Source organism: Streptomyces omiyaensis, from assembly GCF_014650895.1.
GTDB lineage: Bacteria > Actinomycetota > Actinomycetes > Streptomycetales > Streptomycetaceae > Streptomyces > Streptomyces omiyaensis.
On sequence record NZ_BMVV01000020.1, the window covers coordinates 70,138 to 87,730 of the forward strand.

A 17,593-nucleotide genomic window follows, 5' to 3' on the forward strand; every position below is an offset into this window, starting at 1 on the left:
GACGCGGGCCGGCCGGGGACGCGGGCGTCGGCGGAGACGCGGGCCGGCCGGGGACGCGGGCGTCGGCGGGTGTTCCCTCTCGGGGCTGAACCCCTGGTTCCCCTAGGGGGTGGATCAGGGGAGAGCCCGGGCCCCGGAGGGGCCTGCGGCGGGGGGTGCCCGCCTAGCCTTGAGGTGTGCGGGACGGAGGGTTCCGGACGGGCTTCGAGGAGCGAGGGAGAGAACCATGGCCGTACAGGAGATTCTCGCGGGGCTGCCGTGGTGGGTGAAGTGGATCGCGATACCCGCCCTGGTCCTGCTCGTCTTCGGCGGATTCATCACCAGCGTGCTCACCTTCGTGATCGGCCTGCTGTTCAAGGTGCTGCTGTTCGTCGCGCTGGTGGCCGGACTCATCTACGCCGTACGGAAGTTCGGCACCCCGTCGAAGACGGACCGCGACTGGTAGCACAAGCTACTCATCGGTATTCGGTGACTGCCGGGCGTTAGCCCGGCAGGGGGAACGCGCTGGTGGAAACGGGGTGGGGGGCGAGGACGAGCCACTAGAGTGGCAGATCTCCGCCGAGTCGGGGACTACGGGCGTAGATCTCCGGCAGACCAGCGGTTTCCCGCTCGTCCCAGAGGGGTCCGGTCCATCGGACCCCGTCGGTGTCCCAGGCCCGGCGCGAGCGCGGGGGCGGCCCCCGCGAACGGGTGCAGTGCATCCGTGTCACGCCTGGGGGTGACCTTTGGCCATGGCTACGCAGACGGCTGCGCCGACCCTGATCGGCTCGGTGCAGCGGGCGCTGAGACTTCTGGAGGCCGTGGCCTCCCATGCGGACGGCGCCCCGGCCAAGCAGCTCGCCCGGGAGACGGGCCTTCCGCTGCCCACGACGTACCACCTTCTCCGCACCCTGACGCACGAGGGCTATCTGCTCCGCGACAAGGGTGCGTTCTACCTCGGCGAGGCAGCCGCCCGGCTGGCCGGCGGCGGGGCTGTGCAGAATCGTCGCATCAAGATCGAGGACTCCCTCGCCCACTGGCGGGACGAGATCGGTGTGCCGGTCTACTTCGCGCTGTACCGCGACGGCGAGATCGAACTCGTCTCCGTCGCGGACGCCCCCAACTCCCCCGCGGTGGAGGAATGGGCGGATTTCCGCGAGACCGGTCACGCCCATGCGATCGGGCAGTGTCTGCTCAGTCAACTGGATCTGAAATCTCGTCAAGACCACCTCGACCGGCATCCGGTGGAAGCCATCACTCCGTACACGGTGCGTAACCGTCGTGTGCTTTTGGAGCGTTTGGGCGGTTTGGGGAGAATGGAGCCCCTGGTGGAGCGTCAGGAATATGCGCTCGGCACGGTTTGCGCCGCCATCCCCATCACGGTGGGCTCCCTGGCGGCCACTCTGGCCATTTCCCTCCCCCTTCACCAGGAAGAACGGTTGCTCCCAGCAGTCGAGCGACTACGTACCGAGATCGGAAACCTCTTCAGTTCGCTCGCCCTCTCTATCAGTATCTGAAAAATCACTCCTTGTGATCCGCTAGCGCGTACAGCACGATTGCGTCAAGAGGGCCACGGGGGATCATTCCTGGCCGTTTCGGTCACAGCTTTCAGCAGCTGTGTTTACACAACTGCTCCATCTACTGCGGGGTACATGATGCGAGAGTCGGTTCAGGCCGAGGTCCTGATGAGCTTCCTCGTCTCGGAGGAGCTCTCCTTCAAGATCCCGGTCGAGCTGCGATACGAGACCCGGGATCCCTACGCGGTGCGGATGACCTTCCACCTCCCCGGGGACGCACCCGTGACCTGGGCGTTCGGCAGGGAGCTGCTGCTCGACGGGATCAACCGCCCCAGCGGCGACGGCGACGTGCACATCGCCCCGACCGACCCCGAGGGCCTGTCGGACGTCTCCATCCGGCTCCAGGTCGGCGGCGACCGCGCCCTCTTCCGCGCCAGCGCCCCGCCGCTCGTCGCCTTCCTCGACCGCACGGACAAGCTCGTCCCGCTCGGTCAGGAGCAGGCACTGGGCGACTTCGAGGACAGCCTGGAGGCCGCGCTCGGCCGGATCCTCGCCGAGGAGAGCGCCGGACCGGCCTGACCCCGGCGCCCGCTCCGTACGACCGCCGGCCCCGGTCCGTGCGCCCGCTCCCTATGGCTGCCCACCGGCACCGGTCCGTACACCCGCCGCCCCCGGCCCCGTGCGCCCGCCACGCACCCGCGCCGGCCCCGGACCCGTACGGGCCGCCGCGCGCCCGTCACTTCGCGCGGCGCCGCCGTCCGCCGCGGCCCGCCGCCCGCCCGGCGGCCTGCTCCGACGGGCGGTCGGCCGACACCACCAGCGCCGCGAGGGCCGTCGTGACCGGCACCGAGGCCACCAGGCCGATCGAGCCGACCAGGGTCCGCACGATCTCCTCCGCCACCAGCTCGCTGTTGGCCACCGTCCCCATGCTGCTCTCCGCGATGGTGAAGAGCAGGAGCAGCGGCAGCGAGGCGCCCGCGTAGGCCAGGACCAGCGTGTTCACCACCGAGGCGATGTGGTCGCGGCCGATCCGGATGCCGGCCCGGTAGAGCGCCCGCGGACCCATGCCCGGATCGGCCTGGTGCAGCTCCCAGACCGCCGAGGTCTGGGTGACGGTCACGTCGTCCAGGACACCGAGCGAACCGATGATCACACTGGCGAGCAGCAGGCCGGACATGTCGATCTCGGGGTACAGGCCGTGGATCAGCCCGGTGTAGTCGTCGGTGTTGCCGCTGAGCGAGGCCCAGCCGATGAAGAAGGACCCCAGCAGGCCGATCAGCAGCAGCGAGATCAGCGTGCCCAGGACCGCGACCGAGGTGCGGGCCGACAGGCCGTGGCACAGATAGAGCGCGAGCAGCATGATCGCGCTCGATCCGACCACCGCCACCACCAGCGGGTTCGAACCCGCCAGGATCGCGGGGAGGATGAAGAGCGTCAGCACCAGGAAGCTCACCGCGAGCGCGACCAGGGCCATCACGCCGCGCAGCCGGCCGACGAGCACCACCGCGAGGGCGAAGATGCCGGCGAGGACCGCGATCGGCACCTTGCGGTTCACGTCCGTCACCGAATACTGCAGGTCGGCGGGGGCGTCGGGGGCGTAGGCGACCACCACGCCCTGGCCCTCCTCCAGTTGGCGCGGGGCGTCCGGCTGCACGATCTCGGTGAACCGGCGGCCCTTGTCCGCGCCGCTCGTGACCTCGATCGTCGCCTTCTCGCACTCCCCCTGCTGCCCGTTGACCGCCTCGCGCCCCTGCGGGGTGGAGGTGTCGCCGGTGGGCGGCACCTGTGCCGCGTTCACGTCCTTGCAGTCCACCTGCTCGACGGCCACGACCCTGCCCTGCTCGGTCTGCCGGTCGAAGCCGACGCCGGTCCGCTCGTGCGGCGGCGTGCCACCGGGCCAGAGCACCACGAGGCCGACGACCACGGCGGTGGCGAAGGGGATCAGGACGGCCGCGATGACCCTGCGCAGATGACGCGAGACGGGTGCGGCGGGCCCGTGGCCGTGGCTGTGCCCGTGCCCGTGGCCGCCTCCGTGGCCGTGTCCACGGCCTGATGCGGGGCCGGGACCGTGGTCGTGACCAGCGCCGGGACCGGTGCCGTGCCCGTGCTCGTGGCCGTGCGGATCGGGGGACTGCTGCGAGGAAGTCACCGACCGATCATCGCAAGAACGTCGGGGGCCCACTGTTCAGCACGCCCGGGAGGGCGCTAGCGTGGTGACACCTTTGCACACGCGGGAGCTCGGAGCACCGGGCTGAGAGGGCGCTGATCACCGTACGCGGACACGTACGGGAGGAGGCTGCGCCGACCGCCGAACCTGTTACCGGGTAATGCCGGCGTAGGGAGATTCGGTCATATGACCCTTCAGGATGCACGCACGCCTGCCTCCGACCAGAACGACGAGAACGGCGCGCGCACGCCGGGCTGGCACAAGGGGTACGTCGAGGGCTCCCGCCCCGACCTCCGGGTGCCGGTCCGCCAGGTGCACCTCACCAACGGCAAGGACGTGACGCTGTACGACACGTCCGGCCCGTACACCGACCCCGCCGTCGACACCGACGTCCGCCGGGGCCTCTCGCCGCTGCGCGAGAACTGGATCATCGCGCGCGGCGACACCGAGGAGTACGCGGGCCGCCCCGTCCGCCCCGAGGACGACGGCATCAAGCACACCTCGCCGCGCGGCGGCGGGCTGAAGAACCTCGACGCGGTCTTCCCCGGCCGCCCGCGGCTGCCCCGCCGGGGCCGCGACGGGCAGGCCGTGACCCAGCTCGCGTACGCCCGCCGGGGCGAGGTCACCCCGGAGATGGAGTACGTGGCGATCCGGGAGAACGTCTCCCCCGAGGTCGTCCGCGAGGAGATCGCGGCGGGCCGCGCGGTGCTGCCGGCCAACGTCAACCACCCCGAGATCGAGCCGATGATCATCGGCAAGCGGTTCCTGGTGAAGGTCAACGCCAACATCGGCAACTCCGCGGTCACCTCCTCCATCGAGGAGGAGGTGGAGAAGATGACCTGGGCGACCCGCTGGGGCGCCGACACGGTCATGGACCTGTCCACCGGCCGGAACATCCACACCACCCGCGAGTGGGTGCTGCGCAACTCCCCCGTGCCCATCGGCACCGTGCCGCTCTACCAGGCCCTGGAGAAGGTCGACGGCAGGGCCGAGGAGCTGACCTGGGAGATCTACAAGGACACGGTCATCGAGCAGGCCGAGCAGGGCGTGGACTACATGACCGTGCACGCCGGCGTGCTCCTGCCGTACGTGCCGCTCACCGCGCGCCGCAAGACCGGCATCGTCTCGCGCGGCGGCTCGATCATGGCGGCCTGGTGCCTCGCGCACCACAAGGAGAACTTCCTCTACACCAACTTCGAGGAGCTCTGCGAGATCCTCGCGACGTACGACGTCACGTACTCGCTCGGCGACGGCCTGCGTCCCGGCTCGATCGCGGACGCCAACGACGCGGCCCAGTTCGCCGAGCTGAAGACGCTCGGCGAGCTCAACACGATCGCCAAGCGCCACCACGTGCAGACGATGATCGAGGGCCCGGGCCACGTCCCGATGCACAAGATCAAGGAGAACATCGACCTCCAGCAGGAGATCTGCGAGGAGGCGCCGTTCTACACGCTCGGCCCGCTGACCACGGACGTCGCGCCCGCCTACGACCACATCACCTCCGGCATCGGCGCCGCGATGATCGCCTGGTGGGGCACGGCGATGCTCTGCTACGTCACGCCCAAGGAGCACCTGGGCCTGCCGAACCGCGACGACGTGAAGACCGGTGTCATCACGTACAAGATCGCGGCGCACGCGGCCGACCTCGCCAAGGGCCACCCGGGCGCCCAGGAGTGGGACGACGCCCTCTCCGACGCGCGGTTCGAGTTCCGCTGGGAGGACCAGTTCAACCTGGCCCTCGACCCGGACACCGCTCGCGAGTTCCACGACGAGACGCTCCCGGCGGAGCCCGCGAAGACCGCGCACTTCTGCTCGATGTGCGGCCCGAAGTTCTGCTCGATGAAGATCTCGCAGGACATCCGCCGCGAGCACGGCGGCACCCAGGAGGAGATCGAGGCCGGCATGGCGGAGAAGTCCGCCGAGTTCGCCGCCTCCGGCAACCGCGTCTACCTGCCCCTGGCGCAGTAGCGGCGCCCGCCGCCCCGATCCCCGGCCCGCGGTCCACGGGGGGGACCGCGGGCCGGCGCGCGTCACGGCACCGGGGGAGCCGGGTCCGGGCCGGTGGCGGTGAGGGCGGCGTGGAGGAAGGGGACCACGCCGCGCTCCAGGAGGGCGTGGCGCCACGCGGCCCGGGCGCGGGTGAGCTCGTCGTCGGGGGCGCCGGTCTCGGCGGGACTGTTGCGCAGGGCGGTGAGGAGCAGGCCGGCACCCGCGCAGAGGAGGCCCGCGGCGGCGAGGGCGCCGAAGACCAGGCCCGCGGTGAGCAGCGTGGTGCCGAGGGCGGCGGCCGGGGCGACCAGGTGGACCACGGCGCCGACCAGCAGGAAGATCACGGCGGCCGTGCCCGCGAGCACCGGGACGAGGACGGTGAGCACCGCGACGGCGCCCGGGGACTCGTCGGGGGCGGGGGTCCGCGGGCGGTTGGAGGCGGCGCGGTGCGCCTCGCGCACCTTGACGAAGTGCTCGTACTCGCTCGCCGCCGCCGCGGTGATCAGCGCCGTCGCGTTCAGTGCCATCGCGCGGAGCTGGGCGTCCGTCAGCAGCGCCCCCGCTCCGGCGAGTTCCGGCCGTTCGGGTGCGGTGCGCAGTGCGTCGTCGAGGACGCGCTCGTACTCGGCGCGGTCCTCGGTCAGCAGGTGCGGAGCCACGTTCATGTGCATCCCCCGATGCTCGGTGGGCCGGGACCGGGCGTGGAGAACGGCGGTCCGGGCGGAAGCGGAGGAGAGCCTGCCTACCTAGGGAGACCGATGGTAGGGCCGTGACCGGGCGCGCTGACAGGGGGTTTCCGGAAATCGCCTTTCCCGGATGCGCTGGGTGAGAGTCAGTCCCCCAGCGGGAGTTGGACCACCAGGAGCTTTCCGGCCATCGTGACGCCGCCGTCCATGGCGATGGCGAGCCCGTCGGCGTAGACGTGCGGGCCGTCGACGGCCGGGCGCGATTCCTCCTCGCCGTCCTCCGTGCCCACCTGGCCGAGGAGGTACGGGATCGGGCTGTGGCCGTGCACGATCCGCGCGCCGCCGTAGGTGCCGAGCAGCTCCTGGACGGCCTCCGGCCCGCCCTCGTCGCGGAAGGCGAAGCGCTTGGTGAACTTCCGGAAGAGGTCCCAGACCTCGTCGGCGTCGTTGCGCCGGATGATCTCGTGGACCGTCTCGTTGACGTCCTCGATGGTCTGGCCGTAGTCGAGGTACGCGGTGGTGTCCGAGTGCAGCAGCAGGTGGCCGTCCTCGTGGACGACGGCGTCGAGCCGGGACATCCACTGGAGGTGGACGTCCTGGAGGCGGTCCATGTCGTGCTTCTGCCCGCCGTTGAGCAGCCAGGCGGCCTGGAAGGTGGCGGTGCCGGCCCCGGAATTGACCGGGGTGTCCCCGAAGCGCTTGGCGCCGATGAGGAGCAGCTCGTGGTTGCCCATGAGGGCCTTGCAGTAGCCGCCCGCGGCGGCGGCCTCGGCGGAGAGCCGCATGACGAGGTCGATGACCCCGATGCCGTCGGGTCCGCGGTCGGTGAAGTCGCCGAGGAACCACAGCCGGGCGTTGCCCGCGGCCCAGCCGCCGTTCTCGTCGACGAGGCCCTGGGCGCGCAGGGCGGCGACCAGCTCGTCGAGGTAGCCGTGGACGTCGCCGACGACGTAGAGCGGGCCGGGGCCGTCGCCGGTGGGGACGGGCGCCGGCGCGACGGCCGGGGCGACGGGGACCTGGAGGGTGTCGCCGCGCTGGATGACCGGGAGGTCGCGCTCGGTCGGGGTGTAGCCGTCGGGGAACTCGCCGGGGTGGACGTCCCCGGGGTGGCCTTCGGCGGGGTGCCCGTCGCCGGGGTGGACCGCGGCGGCGGGGAGCGGGGCGGCCGGGGGGAGCGGGGCGGGCGCGGCCGGCGGGAGCGGCGCGGCGACGGCGGCCGGCGGCGCGGAAGCCGGGGGCGCGGCGGCCGGCTCGGGGTACGCGGTCGGCTCCGGGTATCCGGCGGCGTCGGGGTACGCGGCGGTGTCGGGGTACGGCCCCGCTTCCCGGTACGCGGCGGGCTCGGGGCGCGGGGCCCCTTCCGGGTGCGCCTGCGCGGGCCGTGCGGCCGGCTCGGGGAAGGCGACCGGTTCGGGGAAGGCGACCGGGCGGGTGCCCAGGTGCAGGGTGGGATCGGAGGGCGGGACGGGCGCGGCCGGAGGCTCGGCCGGGTGGCCCTGCACGGGCACCCGGGCGTACGGCGGTACGCGGAAGTCACGCAATGTCGCCGTGCGCTCCACGGGTTCCTGCCCGGCCCCCTGAGTCATCGACCCCTCCACCACCGTCGCGATGCCCTGCACATCGCGGACCGGCCTGGTCGGGGTGGCCCGCGGTGTCGTGCGCCCATCATAGGAATGAGGGTCCGCCTGTGTGACGCACCAGGGGTGGTGAATCCGGGTTCGCTCCGGGTTCACCGGTTGTTTCGCCCGAATTGAGAAGGTCCGGTCCAGGGTCGGGTCCGGCGGGCGGTCGGTTTCGCCGTCTCCGCCCACGGGCAGGGGGCGGGACGGCGCTTCGTGCGGGAGGTCGTTCTGCTGTCGTGCGGCCGGCCGCTCCTTCGGCGCGGCCGGTGTCGGGCGGGGCGCTCAGTCCTTCGCGGGCGAGCGCGGCGGGCTGACCGTCGTCCGCGGCGAGCGGCGCTGCGAGGAGGTGCGGACGATGAGTTCGGTCGGTATCACCTGCTCGACCGGACCGTCGCTCTCGATCCCCTCGATGGCGTCGATGAGGAGCTGGACGACGGCCGTGCCGATGCGGCGCGGTTTGAGCGAGAGCGTCGTGATGGGCGGCTCGGTGGTGGCGTAGACGGTGGACTCGCTGCAGCACACGATCAGCAGGTCGTCGGGGACGCGCAGGCCGTAGCGGCGGGCGGCGGCGAGCAGATCGGTGCCGTTGGGGTCGAAGAGGCCGTAGACGGCGTCGGGACGGTCGGGGCGGGCGAGCAGCCGGTCGGCCGCGACGGCGCCCGCGCACGGATCGTGCGCCGGGTAGGCCTCGTAGACGGGGTCCTGTCCGACCCGCTCGCACCAGTTGAGGTACGCGGTGGTCGAGAGGCGGGTGTAGGTGTCGGTGGTGGTGCCGGTGAGGAGGCCGATGCGGCGGGCGCCGGCGTCGGCCAGGTGGTCGAGGAGGTCGAGGACGGCGGTCTCGTGGTCGTTGTCGACCCAGGCGGTCACCGGGAGGGTGCCGGCCGGGCGTCCGTCGGAGACGACGGGGAGGCCCTGGCGGACGAGCTCGGTGACGACCGGGTCGTGGTCGGAGGGGTCGATGACGACGGTGCCGTCGAGGGCGACGTTCGACCAGACGTCATGGCGTGAGGTCGCGGGAAGGATGACGAGGGCGTAGCCGCGGGCGAGCGCGGCCGACGTGGCGGCCCTGGCCATCTCCGCGAAGTAGGCGAACTCCGTGAAGGTGAAAGGTTCATCCCCGTACGTGGTCACGGTCAGGCCGATCAGTCCCGACTTGCCGGTGCGGAGCGTGCGGGCCGCCGCGGAGGGGCGATAGCCCAGCCGGTCGGCGACCTCGCGGACGTGCCGGCGGGTGGCGTCCGGGAGTCGGCCCTTGCCGTTGAGCGCGTCGGAGACAGTCGTGATGGAGACGCCGGCGGCGGCGGCCACGTCCCGGATGCCTGCCCGGCCCTGCCGGCTTCCCCGGGTCTGTGCCCGGCTCACCTGGTGCTTCCCTGCTGCTGTCATGGCGAGCCGATAGTAGGGCGATGAGGGGTGGGCGGGACGGCCGCATATGCAGGCGTTGACAGGCACGTTTCTGCATGGTCGGAAGTCGTCAAGAGCAATGGAATCAAAGGCAGTTGAGGGTATTTCCATGCGAGTTGATGCCCCCGGGAGGGATGGGCCTGGCGAGGGGGCGAGGTCTCGAAGAGGTCTCAACTCACCTCTACGGGGGATGCGCGCCACGGCGCTCGCCACCGGCGCGCGCCACCCAAGCGCGCGCCCCTTCGCTCCGATGGGGCCGGCGGGCGGGTTTTCCACAGCGTTGCAGGGCTGTTGTCCACAGCCCATTCGCAGCGGCCGGGAATCCTCATAAAGTGAGAAGCATTGGCGGTACGGACGGTCGAGGAGGCCACACTGTGAGCGAGACCAGCGGGACGAGCGCGTCCACCCCGAAGCTGCGCGCCGAGCTGGACGGCGTGCCCACCTACAAGCCGGGCAAGCCGGCCGCGGCGGGCGGCCCGGTCGCCTTCAAGCTGTCCTCCAACGAGAACCCGTACCCCCCGCTGCCGGGGGTCATGGAGAGCGCGCTGGCCGCCGCCGCGAACTTCAACCGGTACCCGGACATGGCGTGCACCGAGCTCGCGGCGGAGCTGGCCGACCGCTTCGGCGTCCCGGTCTCCCACATCGCCACCGGCACCGGCTCGGTCGGCGTCGCCCAGTCGCTGCTCCAGGCGACCTCGGGCCCGGGCGACGAGGTGATCTACGCCTGGCGCTCCTTCGAGGCGTACCCGATCATCACCCAGATCAGCGGGGCCACCTCGGTGCAGGTGCCGCTGACCGCCGACGAGACGCACGACCTCGACGCGATGGCCGGGGCGATCACCGAGCGGACCCGGCTGATCTTCGTCTGCAACCCCAACAACCCCACGGGCACCGCGGTGCGCCGGGCCGAGCTGGAGCGCTTCCTCGACCGGGTCCCCTCCGACGTCCTGGTGGTGATCGACGAGGCGTACAAGGAGTTCGTCCGCGACGCCGACATCCCGGACGGCGTCGAGCTCTACCGCGACCGGCCGAACGTGGCGGTGCTGCGCACCTTCTCCAAGGCGTACGGCCTGGCGGGGCTGCGGGTCGGCTTCGCGATCGCCCACGAGCCCGTGGCGGCCGCGCTGCGCAAGACGGCGGTGCCGTTCGGTGTGAGCCAGGTCGCGCAGGACGCGGCGGTGGCCTCCCTGCGCGCCGAGGACGAGCTGCTCGGGCGGGTCGGCTCGCTGGTGGCGGAGCGCGAGCGGGTCCACGCGGGGCTGGTGGCCCAGGGCTGGACCGTGCCGGACGCGCAGGCGAACTTCGTCTGGCTGCGGCTCGGCGAGCGGACCGTGGACTTCGCGGCGGAGTGCGAGCGGCACGGCGTGGTGGTGCGGCCGTTCGCGGGGGAGGGCGTGCGCGTCACGATCGGCGAGACCGAGGCGAACGACCTGTTCCTGAAGGTGGCGGAGGGCTTCCGCCAGGGGGCCTGACGGCTCAGGCGGATTCGACGCGGATCGGGTCGCCGTCGCGGACGGTGGCCAGGATCCGCGGGTCGTCGTCGAGCGAGCCCAGCAGGTTGCACGGGCTCGCCAGCCGGCATTCCTCGCCCCGCGAGATCGGGGTCGGCCCGTAGGGGAGGGCGAGGGCGTCGCCGTCGGTCCAGAAGGCGACCGTGCCGGGGTCGACGACCTGGCGCGCCCCGGCCTCGCGCGGGACGGAGACCGGAGTGTCGAAGTAGACCTCCTCGCCCCAGGTGCGGGCGGTGGAGGTGAGCGGCAGGACCCCCAGGAGCGCGGTGCTCGTGGGGGTCTCGTCGAGGGTGGCCGTGGTGTGTCCGGCCGGCCAGCTGATGCGTATCCGAAGGGTCATGGCCCGGATTCAACAATATGTTGAAGGCCTTGGGAAGGTGTGACCTTTGGTACAGCCCCCCGGCCTCCAGTACGGATTTCGTATGAGTCATAATGCTTGTGAATGTGAACGCGTTCACAAGCGTGTCCCTGTTCGTCCCGTAAAGGGAGTGATTAAAGGGGCAAACTGCCGACGTGACCACGGCGATGTAAGGAGAAGACGACGTGGACCTTGCTTTGGCGCCCGAGACTCTGGCGCGCTGGCAGTTCGGCATCACCACCGTCTACCACTTTCTCTTCGTTCCGCTGACGATCTCCCTCGCCGCACTCACCGCGGGTCTCCAGACCGCCTGGGTCCGCACCGAGAACGAGAAGTACCTCAGGGCGACGAAGTTCTGGGGAAAGCTCTTCCTCATCAACATCGCGATGGGTGTCGTCACCGGCATCGTGCAGGAGTTCCAGTTCGGCATGAACTGGTCGGACTACTCCCGCTTCGTCGGTGACATCTTCGGCGCGCCGCTCGCCTTCGAGGCGCTCATCGCCTTCTTCTTCGAGTCCACCTTCATCGGCCTGTGGATCTTCGGCTGGGACAAGCTGCCGAAGAAGATCCACCTGGCCTGCATCTGGATGGTCTCGATCGGCACGATCCTCTCCGCGTACTTCATCCTGGCCGCCAACTCCTGGATGCAGCACCCGGTCGGCTACCGCATCAACGAGGACCGGGGCCAGGGCGCCCGCGCCGAGCTCACCGACTTCTGGGCGGTGCTCACGCAGAACACCGCCGTCACGCAGTTCTTCCACACCATGACGGCCGCCTTCCTCGTCGGCGGCGCCTTCATGGTCGGCATCTCCGCCTTCCACCTGGCCCGCAAGCGGCACGTCCCGGTGATGCGGACCTCGCTGCGGCTCGGCCTGATCACCCTGATCATCGCCGGCCTCGGCACCGCCATCAGCGGTGACATGCTCGGCAAGGTCATGTTCAAGCAGCAGCCGATGAAGATGGCCGCCGCCGAGGCGCTGTGGGACGGCGAGGCGCCGGCCCCCTTCTCGATCTTCGCCGTCGGCGACGTCGACAAGGGCCACAACAAGGTCGCCATCGAGATCCCCGGAATACTGTCCTACCTCGCCAACGGCGACTTCGACTCGTACGTCCCCGGCATCAACGACGTCAACAAGGCCGAGCAGGAGAAGTACGGGCCCGGCGACTACCGGCCCAACATCCCGGTCGCCTACTGGGGCTTCCGCTGGATGATCGGCTTCGGCATGGCCTCGCTCACCCTCGGTGTCATCGGGCTCTGGCTGACCCGCAAGAAGTTCCTGATCGCCCCCGGCCTGCGGACCGGTGAGGACGAGGTGCCGAACCTCGTCCTCTTCAAGAACAAGGCGCTCAGCCCGAAGATCGGCAAGTGGTACTGGATCGTGGCCCTCTGGACCATGGCCTTCCCGCTGATCGCCAACTCGTGGGGCTGGATCTTCACCGAGATGGGCCGCCAGCCCTGGGTCGTCTACGGCGTGATGCGGACCAGTTCCGCCGTCTCCCCGGGCGTCTCGCAGGGCGAGGTGCTCACCTCGATGATCGTCTTCACCACGCTGTACGCGATCCTCGCCGTCGTCGAGGTCAAGCTGCTCGTGAAGTACGTGAAGGCCGGCCCGCCGGAGCTCACCGAGAGCGACCTCAACCCGCCCACCAAGATCGGCGGGGACACCCGTGACCCCGACCGGCCCATGGCCTTCTCGTACTGAGGCTCAGGAGATCGAGGCATGGAACTCCACGACGTCTGGTTCGTACTCATCGCCGTCCTCTGGACCGGCTACTTCTTCCTGGAGGGATTCGACTTCGGGGTCGGCATCCTCACCAAGCTGCTCGCCCGGAACCGGCCCGAGAAGCGGGTCCTCATCAACACCATCGGACCCGTCTGGGACGGCAACGAGGTGTGGCTGCTGACCGCGGGCGGCGCGACCTTCGCCGCCTTCCCCGAGTGGTACGCGACCCTGTTCTCCGGCTTCTACCTGCCGCTGCTGATCATCCTGGTCTGCCTCATCGTCCGCGGTGTCGCCTTCGAGTACCGGGCGAAGCGGCCCGAGGAGAACTGGCAGCGCAACTGGGAGCAGGCGATCTTCTGGACCTCCCTGATCCCCGCGATCCTCTGGGGCGTGGCCTTCGGCAACATCGTCCGGGGCGTGGAGATCGACCGGAACATGGAGTACGTCGGCACCTTCTGGGACCTGCTCAATCCGTACGCGCTCCTCGGCGGGCTGGTCACGCTCACCCTCTTCACCTTCCACGGCACGGTCTTCGTGGCGCTGAAGACGGTCGGTGACATCCGGGTCCGGGCCCGGACGCTCGCGGTCAAGCTGGGCCTGGTCACGGCGGTGCTCGCGCTCGCCTTCCTGATCTGGACCCAGGCCGACACGGGGGACGCCTGGAGCCTCGCCGCGATGCTGATCGCGGCCGTCTCCCTGGTCGGCGCGATCGGCGCGATCAAGGCGGGGCGCGAGGGCTGGTCGTTCGCCCTCTCGGGAGTGACGATCGCCGCCGCGGTCGCCATGCTGTTCCTCGCGCTCTTCCCGGACGTCATGCCGTCCTCGCTCGACCCCGCGTGGAGCCTGACGGTGACCAACGCGTCGTCGAGCCCGTACACGCTCAAGATCATGACGTGGTGCGCGGCCATCGCCACTCCCCTCGTCCTGCTCTACCAGGGCTGGACCTACTGGGTGTTCCGCAAGCGCATCGGCACCCAGCACATCGCCGACGCCCACTAGGGCGACCGTCGGCACCCGCCAGTGCCGTCGCCCGGGCCCGAGAGGGCCCGGGCGCTCCCCCAGAGAGGCATGTTTCACGTGAAACCGATCGACCCGCGTCTGCTCCGGTACGCCCGGGCGACCCGCGTCTTCCTCGTCGCGGTCGTCGTGCTCGGCCTGGTCGGGGCGGCTCTGGTCATCGCCCAGGCGATGCTCATCGCCGAGGTCGTGGTGGGGGCCTTCCAGAAGGGTCTGTCGGTCTCCGACCTGACCACTCCCCTGCTGCTGCTCGCCGGGGTCGCGGTGGCGCGGGGACTCGTCTCCTGGCTCACCGAACTCGCCGCCCACCGGGCGAGCGCCGCGGTGAAGTCCGAACTCCGCGGCCGGCTGCTCGAACGTGCCACCGCCCTCGGGCCGGGCTGGCTCGGCGGACAGCGCACCGGCTCGCTCATCGCGCTCGCCACCCGGGGCGTGGACGCGCTCGACGACTACTTCGCCCGCTACCTGCCCCAGCTCGGCCTCGCCGTCGTCGTCCCCCTCGCGGTCCTCGCGCGGATCGTCACCGAGGACTGGGTCTCGGCCGCGATCATCGTCGTCACCCTGCCGCTCATCCCGGTCTTCATGATCCTGATCGGCTGGTACACCCAGGCCCGGATGGACCGGCAGTGGAAGCTGCTCTCCCGGCTCTCCGGCCACTTCCTCGACGTCGTCGCCGGGCTGCCCACCCTCAAGGTCTTCGGCCGGGCCAAGGCCCAGGCCGCCTCGATCCGCTCCATCACCGCCGACTACCGGCGGGCGACCATGCGGACCCTGCGGATCGCCTTCCTCTCCTCCTTCGCCCTGGAGCTGCTCTCCACGCTCTCGGTGGCGCTCGTCGCCGTCACCATCGGCATGCGGCTCGTCCACGGCACCCTCGACCTGTACACCGGACTCGTCATCCTCGTCCTCGCCCCCGAGGCGTACCTGCCGCTCCGCCAGGTCGGCGCGCAGTTCCACGCGGCGGCCGAGGGGCTCGCGGCGGCCGAGGAGATCTTCGAGGTCCTGGAGACCCCGGTCCGCGGCGGCGGCACCCGGCCCGTCCCGGCCGGGACGCGACTGGAGCTGGACCGGGTGACGGTCCGCCACCCGGGGCGCGCGGAGCCCTCGCTGGACTCGGCGAGCCTCACCGTCGAGCCGGGGGAGACGGTGGCGCTCGTCGGGCCGAGCGGTGCCGGCAAGTCGACTCTGCTCGACGTCGTCCTCGGCTTCACGGAGCCGGAGGAGGGCGGAACCGTACGGGTCGGGGGCGTGGACCTGGCGGAGCTGGACCCGGAGGCCTGGCGCGAGCGGATCGCGTGGGTGCCCCAGCGGCCGTACCTCTTCGCCGGGACGATCGCCGAGAACGTGCGGCTCGCCCGGCCGGAGGCGAGCGACGAGGAGGTGGGGGAGGCGCTGCGGGACGCCGGGGCGGACTCCTTCGTGGCCGGGCTGCCCGAAGCGGCGCGGACCGTGCTCGGTGAGGACGGGGCCGGTCTGTCGGCGGGCCAGCGGCAGCGGCTCGCGCTGGCGCGGGCCTTCCTCGCCGACCGGCCGCTGCTGCTGCTCGACGAGCCGACGGCGGCGCTGGACGGGGAGACCGAGGCGGCCGTCGTCGACGCGGTGCGGCGGCTCTCCGCCGGGCGGACGGTGCTGCTGGTCGTGCACCGCCCGGCGCTGCTCGCCGTGGCCGACCGGGTGGTCACGATCGGGTCCCCGGCCGTGCCGGCGGAGTCCGCCGGCACGGTGGCCGTCGACCGGACCCCGGCCGGAGTCGCGCCGGTGCCCGCCCCGGACGCGGCGCCGTCCGCCGCGGAGCCCGTACCCGCGCCCGGGCACGGCGTGCTCGCCCGGGTGCGGTCCACGGCAGGGGAGCTCACGGGCCGGATGGGGCTCGCGCTGCTGCTCGGGAGCCTGGCGCTCGGCTCCGCGGTGGGACTCATGGCCGTCTCCGGATGGCTCATCTCGCGGGCCTCGGAGCAGCCGCCCGTGCTGCACCTGATGGTCGCCGTGACCGCCACCCGGGCCTTCGGCATCGGGCGGGCCGTCTTCCGGTACGCCGAGCGGCTGGTCTCGCACGACGCCGTGCTGCGGATGCTCGCCGAACTCCGGGTCTCCGTCTACGCCCGGCTGGAGCGGATCGCCCCCGCCGGACTGCGCCGCACCCGGCGCGGAGACCTGCTCGCCCGGCTCGTCCACGACGTCGACGCCCTCCAGGACTACTGGCTGCGCTGGCTGCTCCCGGCCGGTGCCGCGCTGCTCGTCGGGCTCGGCTCGGTCGGCTTCACCGCCTGGCTGCTGCCCGAGGCGGGCGCCGTGCTCGCGGTGGGCCTCCTGGTGGCGGGCGTGCTCGTACCGCCGCTGGGCGCCGCGCTGGCCCGCCGGGCCGAGCGGCGGCTCGCCCCGGCGCGCGGGGCGCTCGCGACCGCCGTGGCCGATCCGCTGCGCGGCTGCGCCGAGCTGACCGTGGCCGGGGCGCTGCGGGACCGGCTCGACCGGGCGCGGGCCGCCGACCGGACCCTCACCGGCATCGCCTCCCGGCAGTCCGCCGCGGCCGCGCTCGGCGCCGGGCTCTCGGCCGTGGTGTGCGGCCTGACGGTGGTGGCGGCCGCCTTCGTCGGCGTGCAGGCCGTCCGCGACGGGCGGCTCGACGGGGTCGCCCTCGCGGTCGTCGTCCTCACCCCGCTGGCCGCCTTCGAGGCCGTGACCGGGCTGCCGCTGGCCGTCCAGTACCGCCAGCGGGTCAAGCACAGCGCCGAGCGGGTCTTCGAGGTGCTGGACGCGCCCCTCCCCGTCCACGAGCCGGCGGTGCCCGCCGCTCCCCCGGCCGGTGCGTTCCCGCTGGAGCTGGCGGGACTCACGGCCCGGCACCCGGGACAGGACCGGCCCGCGCTCGACGGCTTCGCGCTCACCCTGGAGGCCGGCCGGCGGGTGGCCGTCGTCGGCGCCTCGGGCTCCGGCAAGACGACCCTCGCCCAGGTGCTCCTGCGGTTCCTGGACGCGGAGTCCGGCACGTACCGGATCGGCGGGGTGCCCGCCCGGGAGCTCGACGGCGACGCGGTGCGCCGCCTCGTCGGGCTGTGCGCCCAGGACGCGCACCTCTTCGACAGCTCCGTGCGGGAGAACCTGCGGCTGGCCCGGACGGACGCGAGCGACGAGCAGCTGCGGGAGGCGCTGCGCCGGGCCCGGCTCCTCGACTGGGTGGACGGTCTGCCCGAGGGGCTCGACACCCTCGTGGGCGAGCACGGTTCGAAGCTCTCCGGCGGACAGCGGCAGCGGCTCGCGCTCGCCCGCGCCCTCCTCGCCGACTTCCCGGTCCTCGTCCTCGACGAGCCGGCCGAGCACCTGGACCTGTCCACCGCCGACGCGCTCACCGACGACCTGCTGCGCGCCACCGAAGGGCGTACCACCGTCCTCATCACCCACCGGCTGCACGGGCTCGACGCGGTCGACGAGGTGGTGGTGCTGGACGGCGGACGGACGGTGCAGCGCGGGCCGTACGCCGAGCTCGCCGCCGAGGAGGGTCCGCTGCGGCGGATGCTGGACCAGGAGAAGGCGACCGACCTCCTCCTCGAAGGCGCCACGACCCCCGTCACCGGCCGTCCGACTTTTCTCTCCAAATAGGACTAACTAGGCTTCG

At 71.8% G+C, this 17,593-nt stretch carries 13 protein-coding genes; 8 read left to right on the forward strand and 5 right to left on the reverse strand.

The window, feature by feature from the left end; genetic code table 11:
• Window positions 1-226: 226 nt before the first annotated feature.
• From IE287_RS27605 to IE287_RS27615, 3 genes are all read left to right on the forward strand, one after another.
• A complete protein-coding gene (locus IE287_RS27605; RefSeq protein ID WP_189851917.1) occupies window positions 227-445 on the forward strand; it encodes a DUF5326 family protein in 219 nt (72 codons plus the stop codon).
• Between the two features lie 286 nt (window positions 446-731).
• A complete protein-coding gene (locus tag IE287_RS27610) occupies window positions 732-1,496 on the forward strand; it encodes an IclR family transcriptional regulator (RefSeq protein WP_189851918.1) in 765 nt (254 codons plus the stop codon).
• A 138-nt stretch (window positions 1,497-1,634) separates the two neighbouring features.
• On the forward strand, window positions 1,635-2,075 hold the full coding sequence (locus IE287_RS27615) for an SsgA family sporulation/cell division regulator (RefSeq protein WP_030753939.1): 441 nt from the start codon (window positions 1,635-1,637) through the stop codon (window positions 2,073-2,075).
• A gap of 157 nt (window positions 2,076-2,232) precedes the next feature.
• On the opposite strand, the gene IE287_RS27620 is transcribed toward IE287_RS27615, so the two are convergent.
• A complete protein-coding gene (locus tag IE287_RS27620; RefSeq protein ID WP_229883781.1) occupies window positions 2,233-3,645 on the reverse strand; it encodes a YibE/F family protein in 1,413 nt (470 codons plus the stop codon).
• Window positions 3,646-3,849: 204 nt separating this feature from the next.
• Here IE287_RS27620 and thiC point away from each other — a divergent pair, with 204 nt between their 5' ends.
• Window positions 3,850-5,631, forward strand: coding sequence for a phosphomethylpyrimidine synthase ThiC (gene thiC / locus IE287_RS27625; protein ID WP_189851920.1), 1,782 nt, complete (start codon window positions 3,850-3,852; stop codon window positions 5,629-5,631).
• 62 nt (window positions 5,632-5,693) lie between these two features.
• Here the strand turns inward: thiC and IE287_RS27630 are convergent, their stop codons facing one another.
• The 3 genes from IE287_RS27630 to IE287_RS27640 form a co-directional block, all read right to left on the reverse strand.
• Window positions 5,694-6,323: a hypothetical protein gene (locus IE287_RS27630; protein WP_189851921.1), complete on the reverse strand. Its 630-nt coding sequence runs from the start codon at window positions 6,321-6,323 to the stop codon at window positions 5,694-5,696.
• Between the two features lie 161 nt (window positions 6,324-6,484).
• Complete coding sequence (locus tag IE287_RS27635) at window positions 6,485-7,924, reverse strand: metallophosphoesterase (RefSeq protein WP_189851922.1); 1,440 nt, start codon at window positions 7,922-7,924, stop codon at window positions 6,485-6,487.
• A 318-nt stretch (window positions 7,925-8,242) separates the two neighbouring features.
• On the reverse strand, window positions 8,243-9,349 hold the full coding sequence (locus IE287_RS27640) for a LacI family DNA-binding transcriptional regulator (protein ID WP_189851923.1): 1,107 nt from the start codon (window positions 9,347-9,349) through the stop codon (window positions 8,243-8,245).
• Between the two features lie 392 nt (window positions 9,350-9,741).
• Between IE287_RS27640 and hisC the strand changes: the two genes are divergently transcribed.
• A complete protein-coding gene (gene hisC / locus IE287_RS27645; protein ID WP_189851924.1) occupies window positions 9,742-10,839 on the forward strand; it encodes a histidinol-phosphate transaminase in 1,098 nt (365 codons plus the stop codon).
• A gap of 4 nt (window positions 10,840-10,843) precedes the next feature.
• On the opposite strand, the gene IE287_RS27650 is transcribed toward hisC, so the two are convergent.
• Complete coding sequence (locus IE287_RS27650) at window positions 10,844-11,218, reverse strand: cyclophilin-like fold protein (RefSeq protein WP_189851925.1); 375 nt, start codon at window positions 11,216-11,218, stop codon at window positions 10,844-10,846.
• Between the two features lie 203 nt (window positions 11,219-11,421).
• Between IE287_RS27650 and IE287_RS27655 the strand changes: the two genes are divergently transcribed.
• The 3 genes from IE287_RS27655 (at window position 11,422) to cydD (ending at window position 17,577) form a co-directional block, all read left to right on the forward strand.
• Window positions 11,422-12,939, forward strand: a complete 1,518-nt coding sequence (locus IE287_RS27655; RefSeq protein ID WP_189851926.1) for a cytochrome ubiquinol oxidase subunit I — start codon at window positions 11,422-11,424, stop codon at window positions 12,937-12,939.
• Window positions 12,940-12,957: 18 nt separating this feature from the next.
• Entirely contained in the window at window positions 12,958-13,959 is a 1,002-nt protein-coding gene (cydB, locus tag IE287_RS27660) for a cytochrome d ubiquinol oxidase subunit II (protein WP_189851927.1), read from the forward strand.
• A 78-nt stretch (window positions 13,960-14,037) separates the two neighbouring features.
• Window positions 14,038-17,577, forward strand: a complete 3,540-nt coding sequence (gene cydD, locus IE287_RS27665; protein WP_189851928.1) for a thiol reductant ABC exporter subunit CydD — start codon at window positions 14,038-14,040, stop codon at window positions 17,575-17,577.
• The last annotated feature ends 16 nt before the right edge of the window (window positions 17,578-17,593 follow it).

What these genes read in the sequence shown, in the direction of transcription:
- IE287_RS27605 (WP_189851917.1), top strand. Translation starts at nt 227, where the DNA reads ATGGCCGTACAGGAGATTCTCGCGGGGCTGCCGTGGTGGGTGAAGTGG.
- IE287_RS27610 (WP_189851918.1), top strand. Translation starts at nt 732, where the DNA reads ATGGCTACGCAGACGGCTGCGCCGACCCTGATCGGCTCGGTGCAGCGG.
- IE287_RS27615 (WP_030753939.1), top strand. Translation starts at nt 1,635, where the DNA reads ATGCGAGAGTCGGTTCAGGCCGAGGTCCTGATGAGCTTCCTCGTCTCG.
- thiC (WP_189851920.1), top strand. Translation starts at nt 3,850, where the DNA reads ATGACCCTTCAGGATGCACGCACGCCTGCCTCCGACCAGAACGACGAG.
- IE287_RS27630 (WP_189851921.1), bottom strand. Translation starts at nt 6,323, where the DNA reads ATGCACATGAACGTGGCTCCGCACCTGCTGACCGAGGACCGCGCCGAG.
- IE287_RS27635 (WP_189851922.1), bottom strand. Translation starts at nt 7,924, where the DNA reads ATGACTCAGGGGGCCGGGCAGGAACCCGTGGAGCGCACGGCGACATTG.
- IE287_RS27640 (WP_189851923.1), bottom strand. Translation starts at nt 9,349, where the DNA reads ATGACAGCAGCAGGGAAGCACCAGGTGAGCCGGGCACAGACCCGGGGA.
- IE287_RS27650 (WP_189851925.1), bottom strand. Translation starts at nt 11,218, where the DNA reads ATGACCCTTCGGATACGCATCAGCTGGCCGGCCGGACACACCACGGCC.
- cydB (WP_189851927.1), top strand. Translation starts at nt 12,958, where the DNA reads ATGGAACTCCACGACGTCTGGTTCGTACTCATCGCCGTCCTCTGGACC.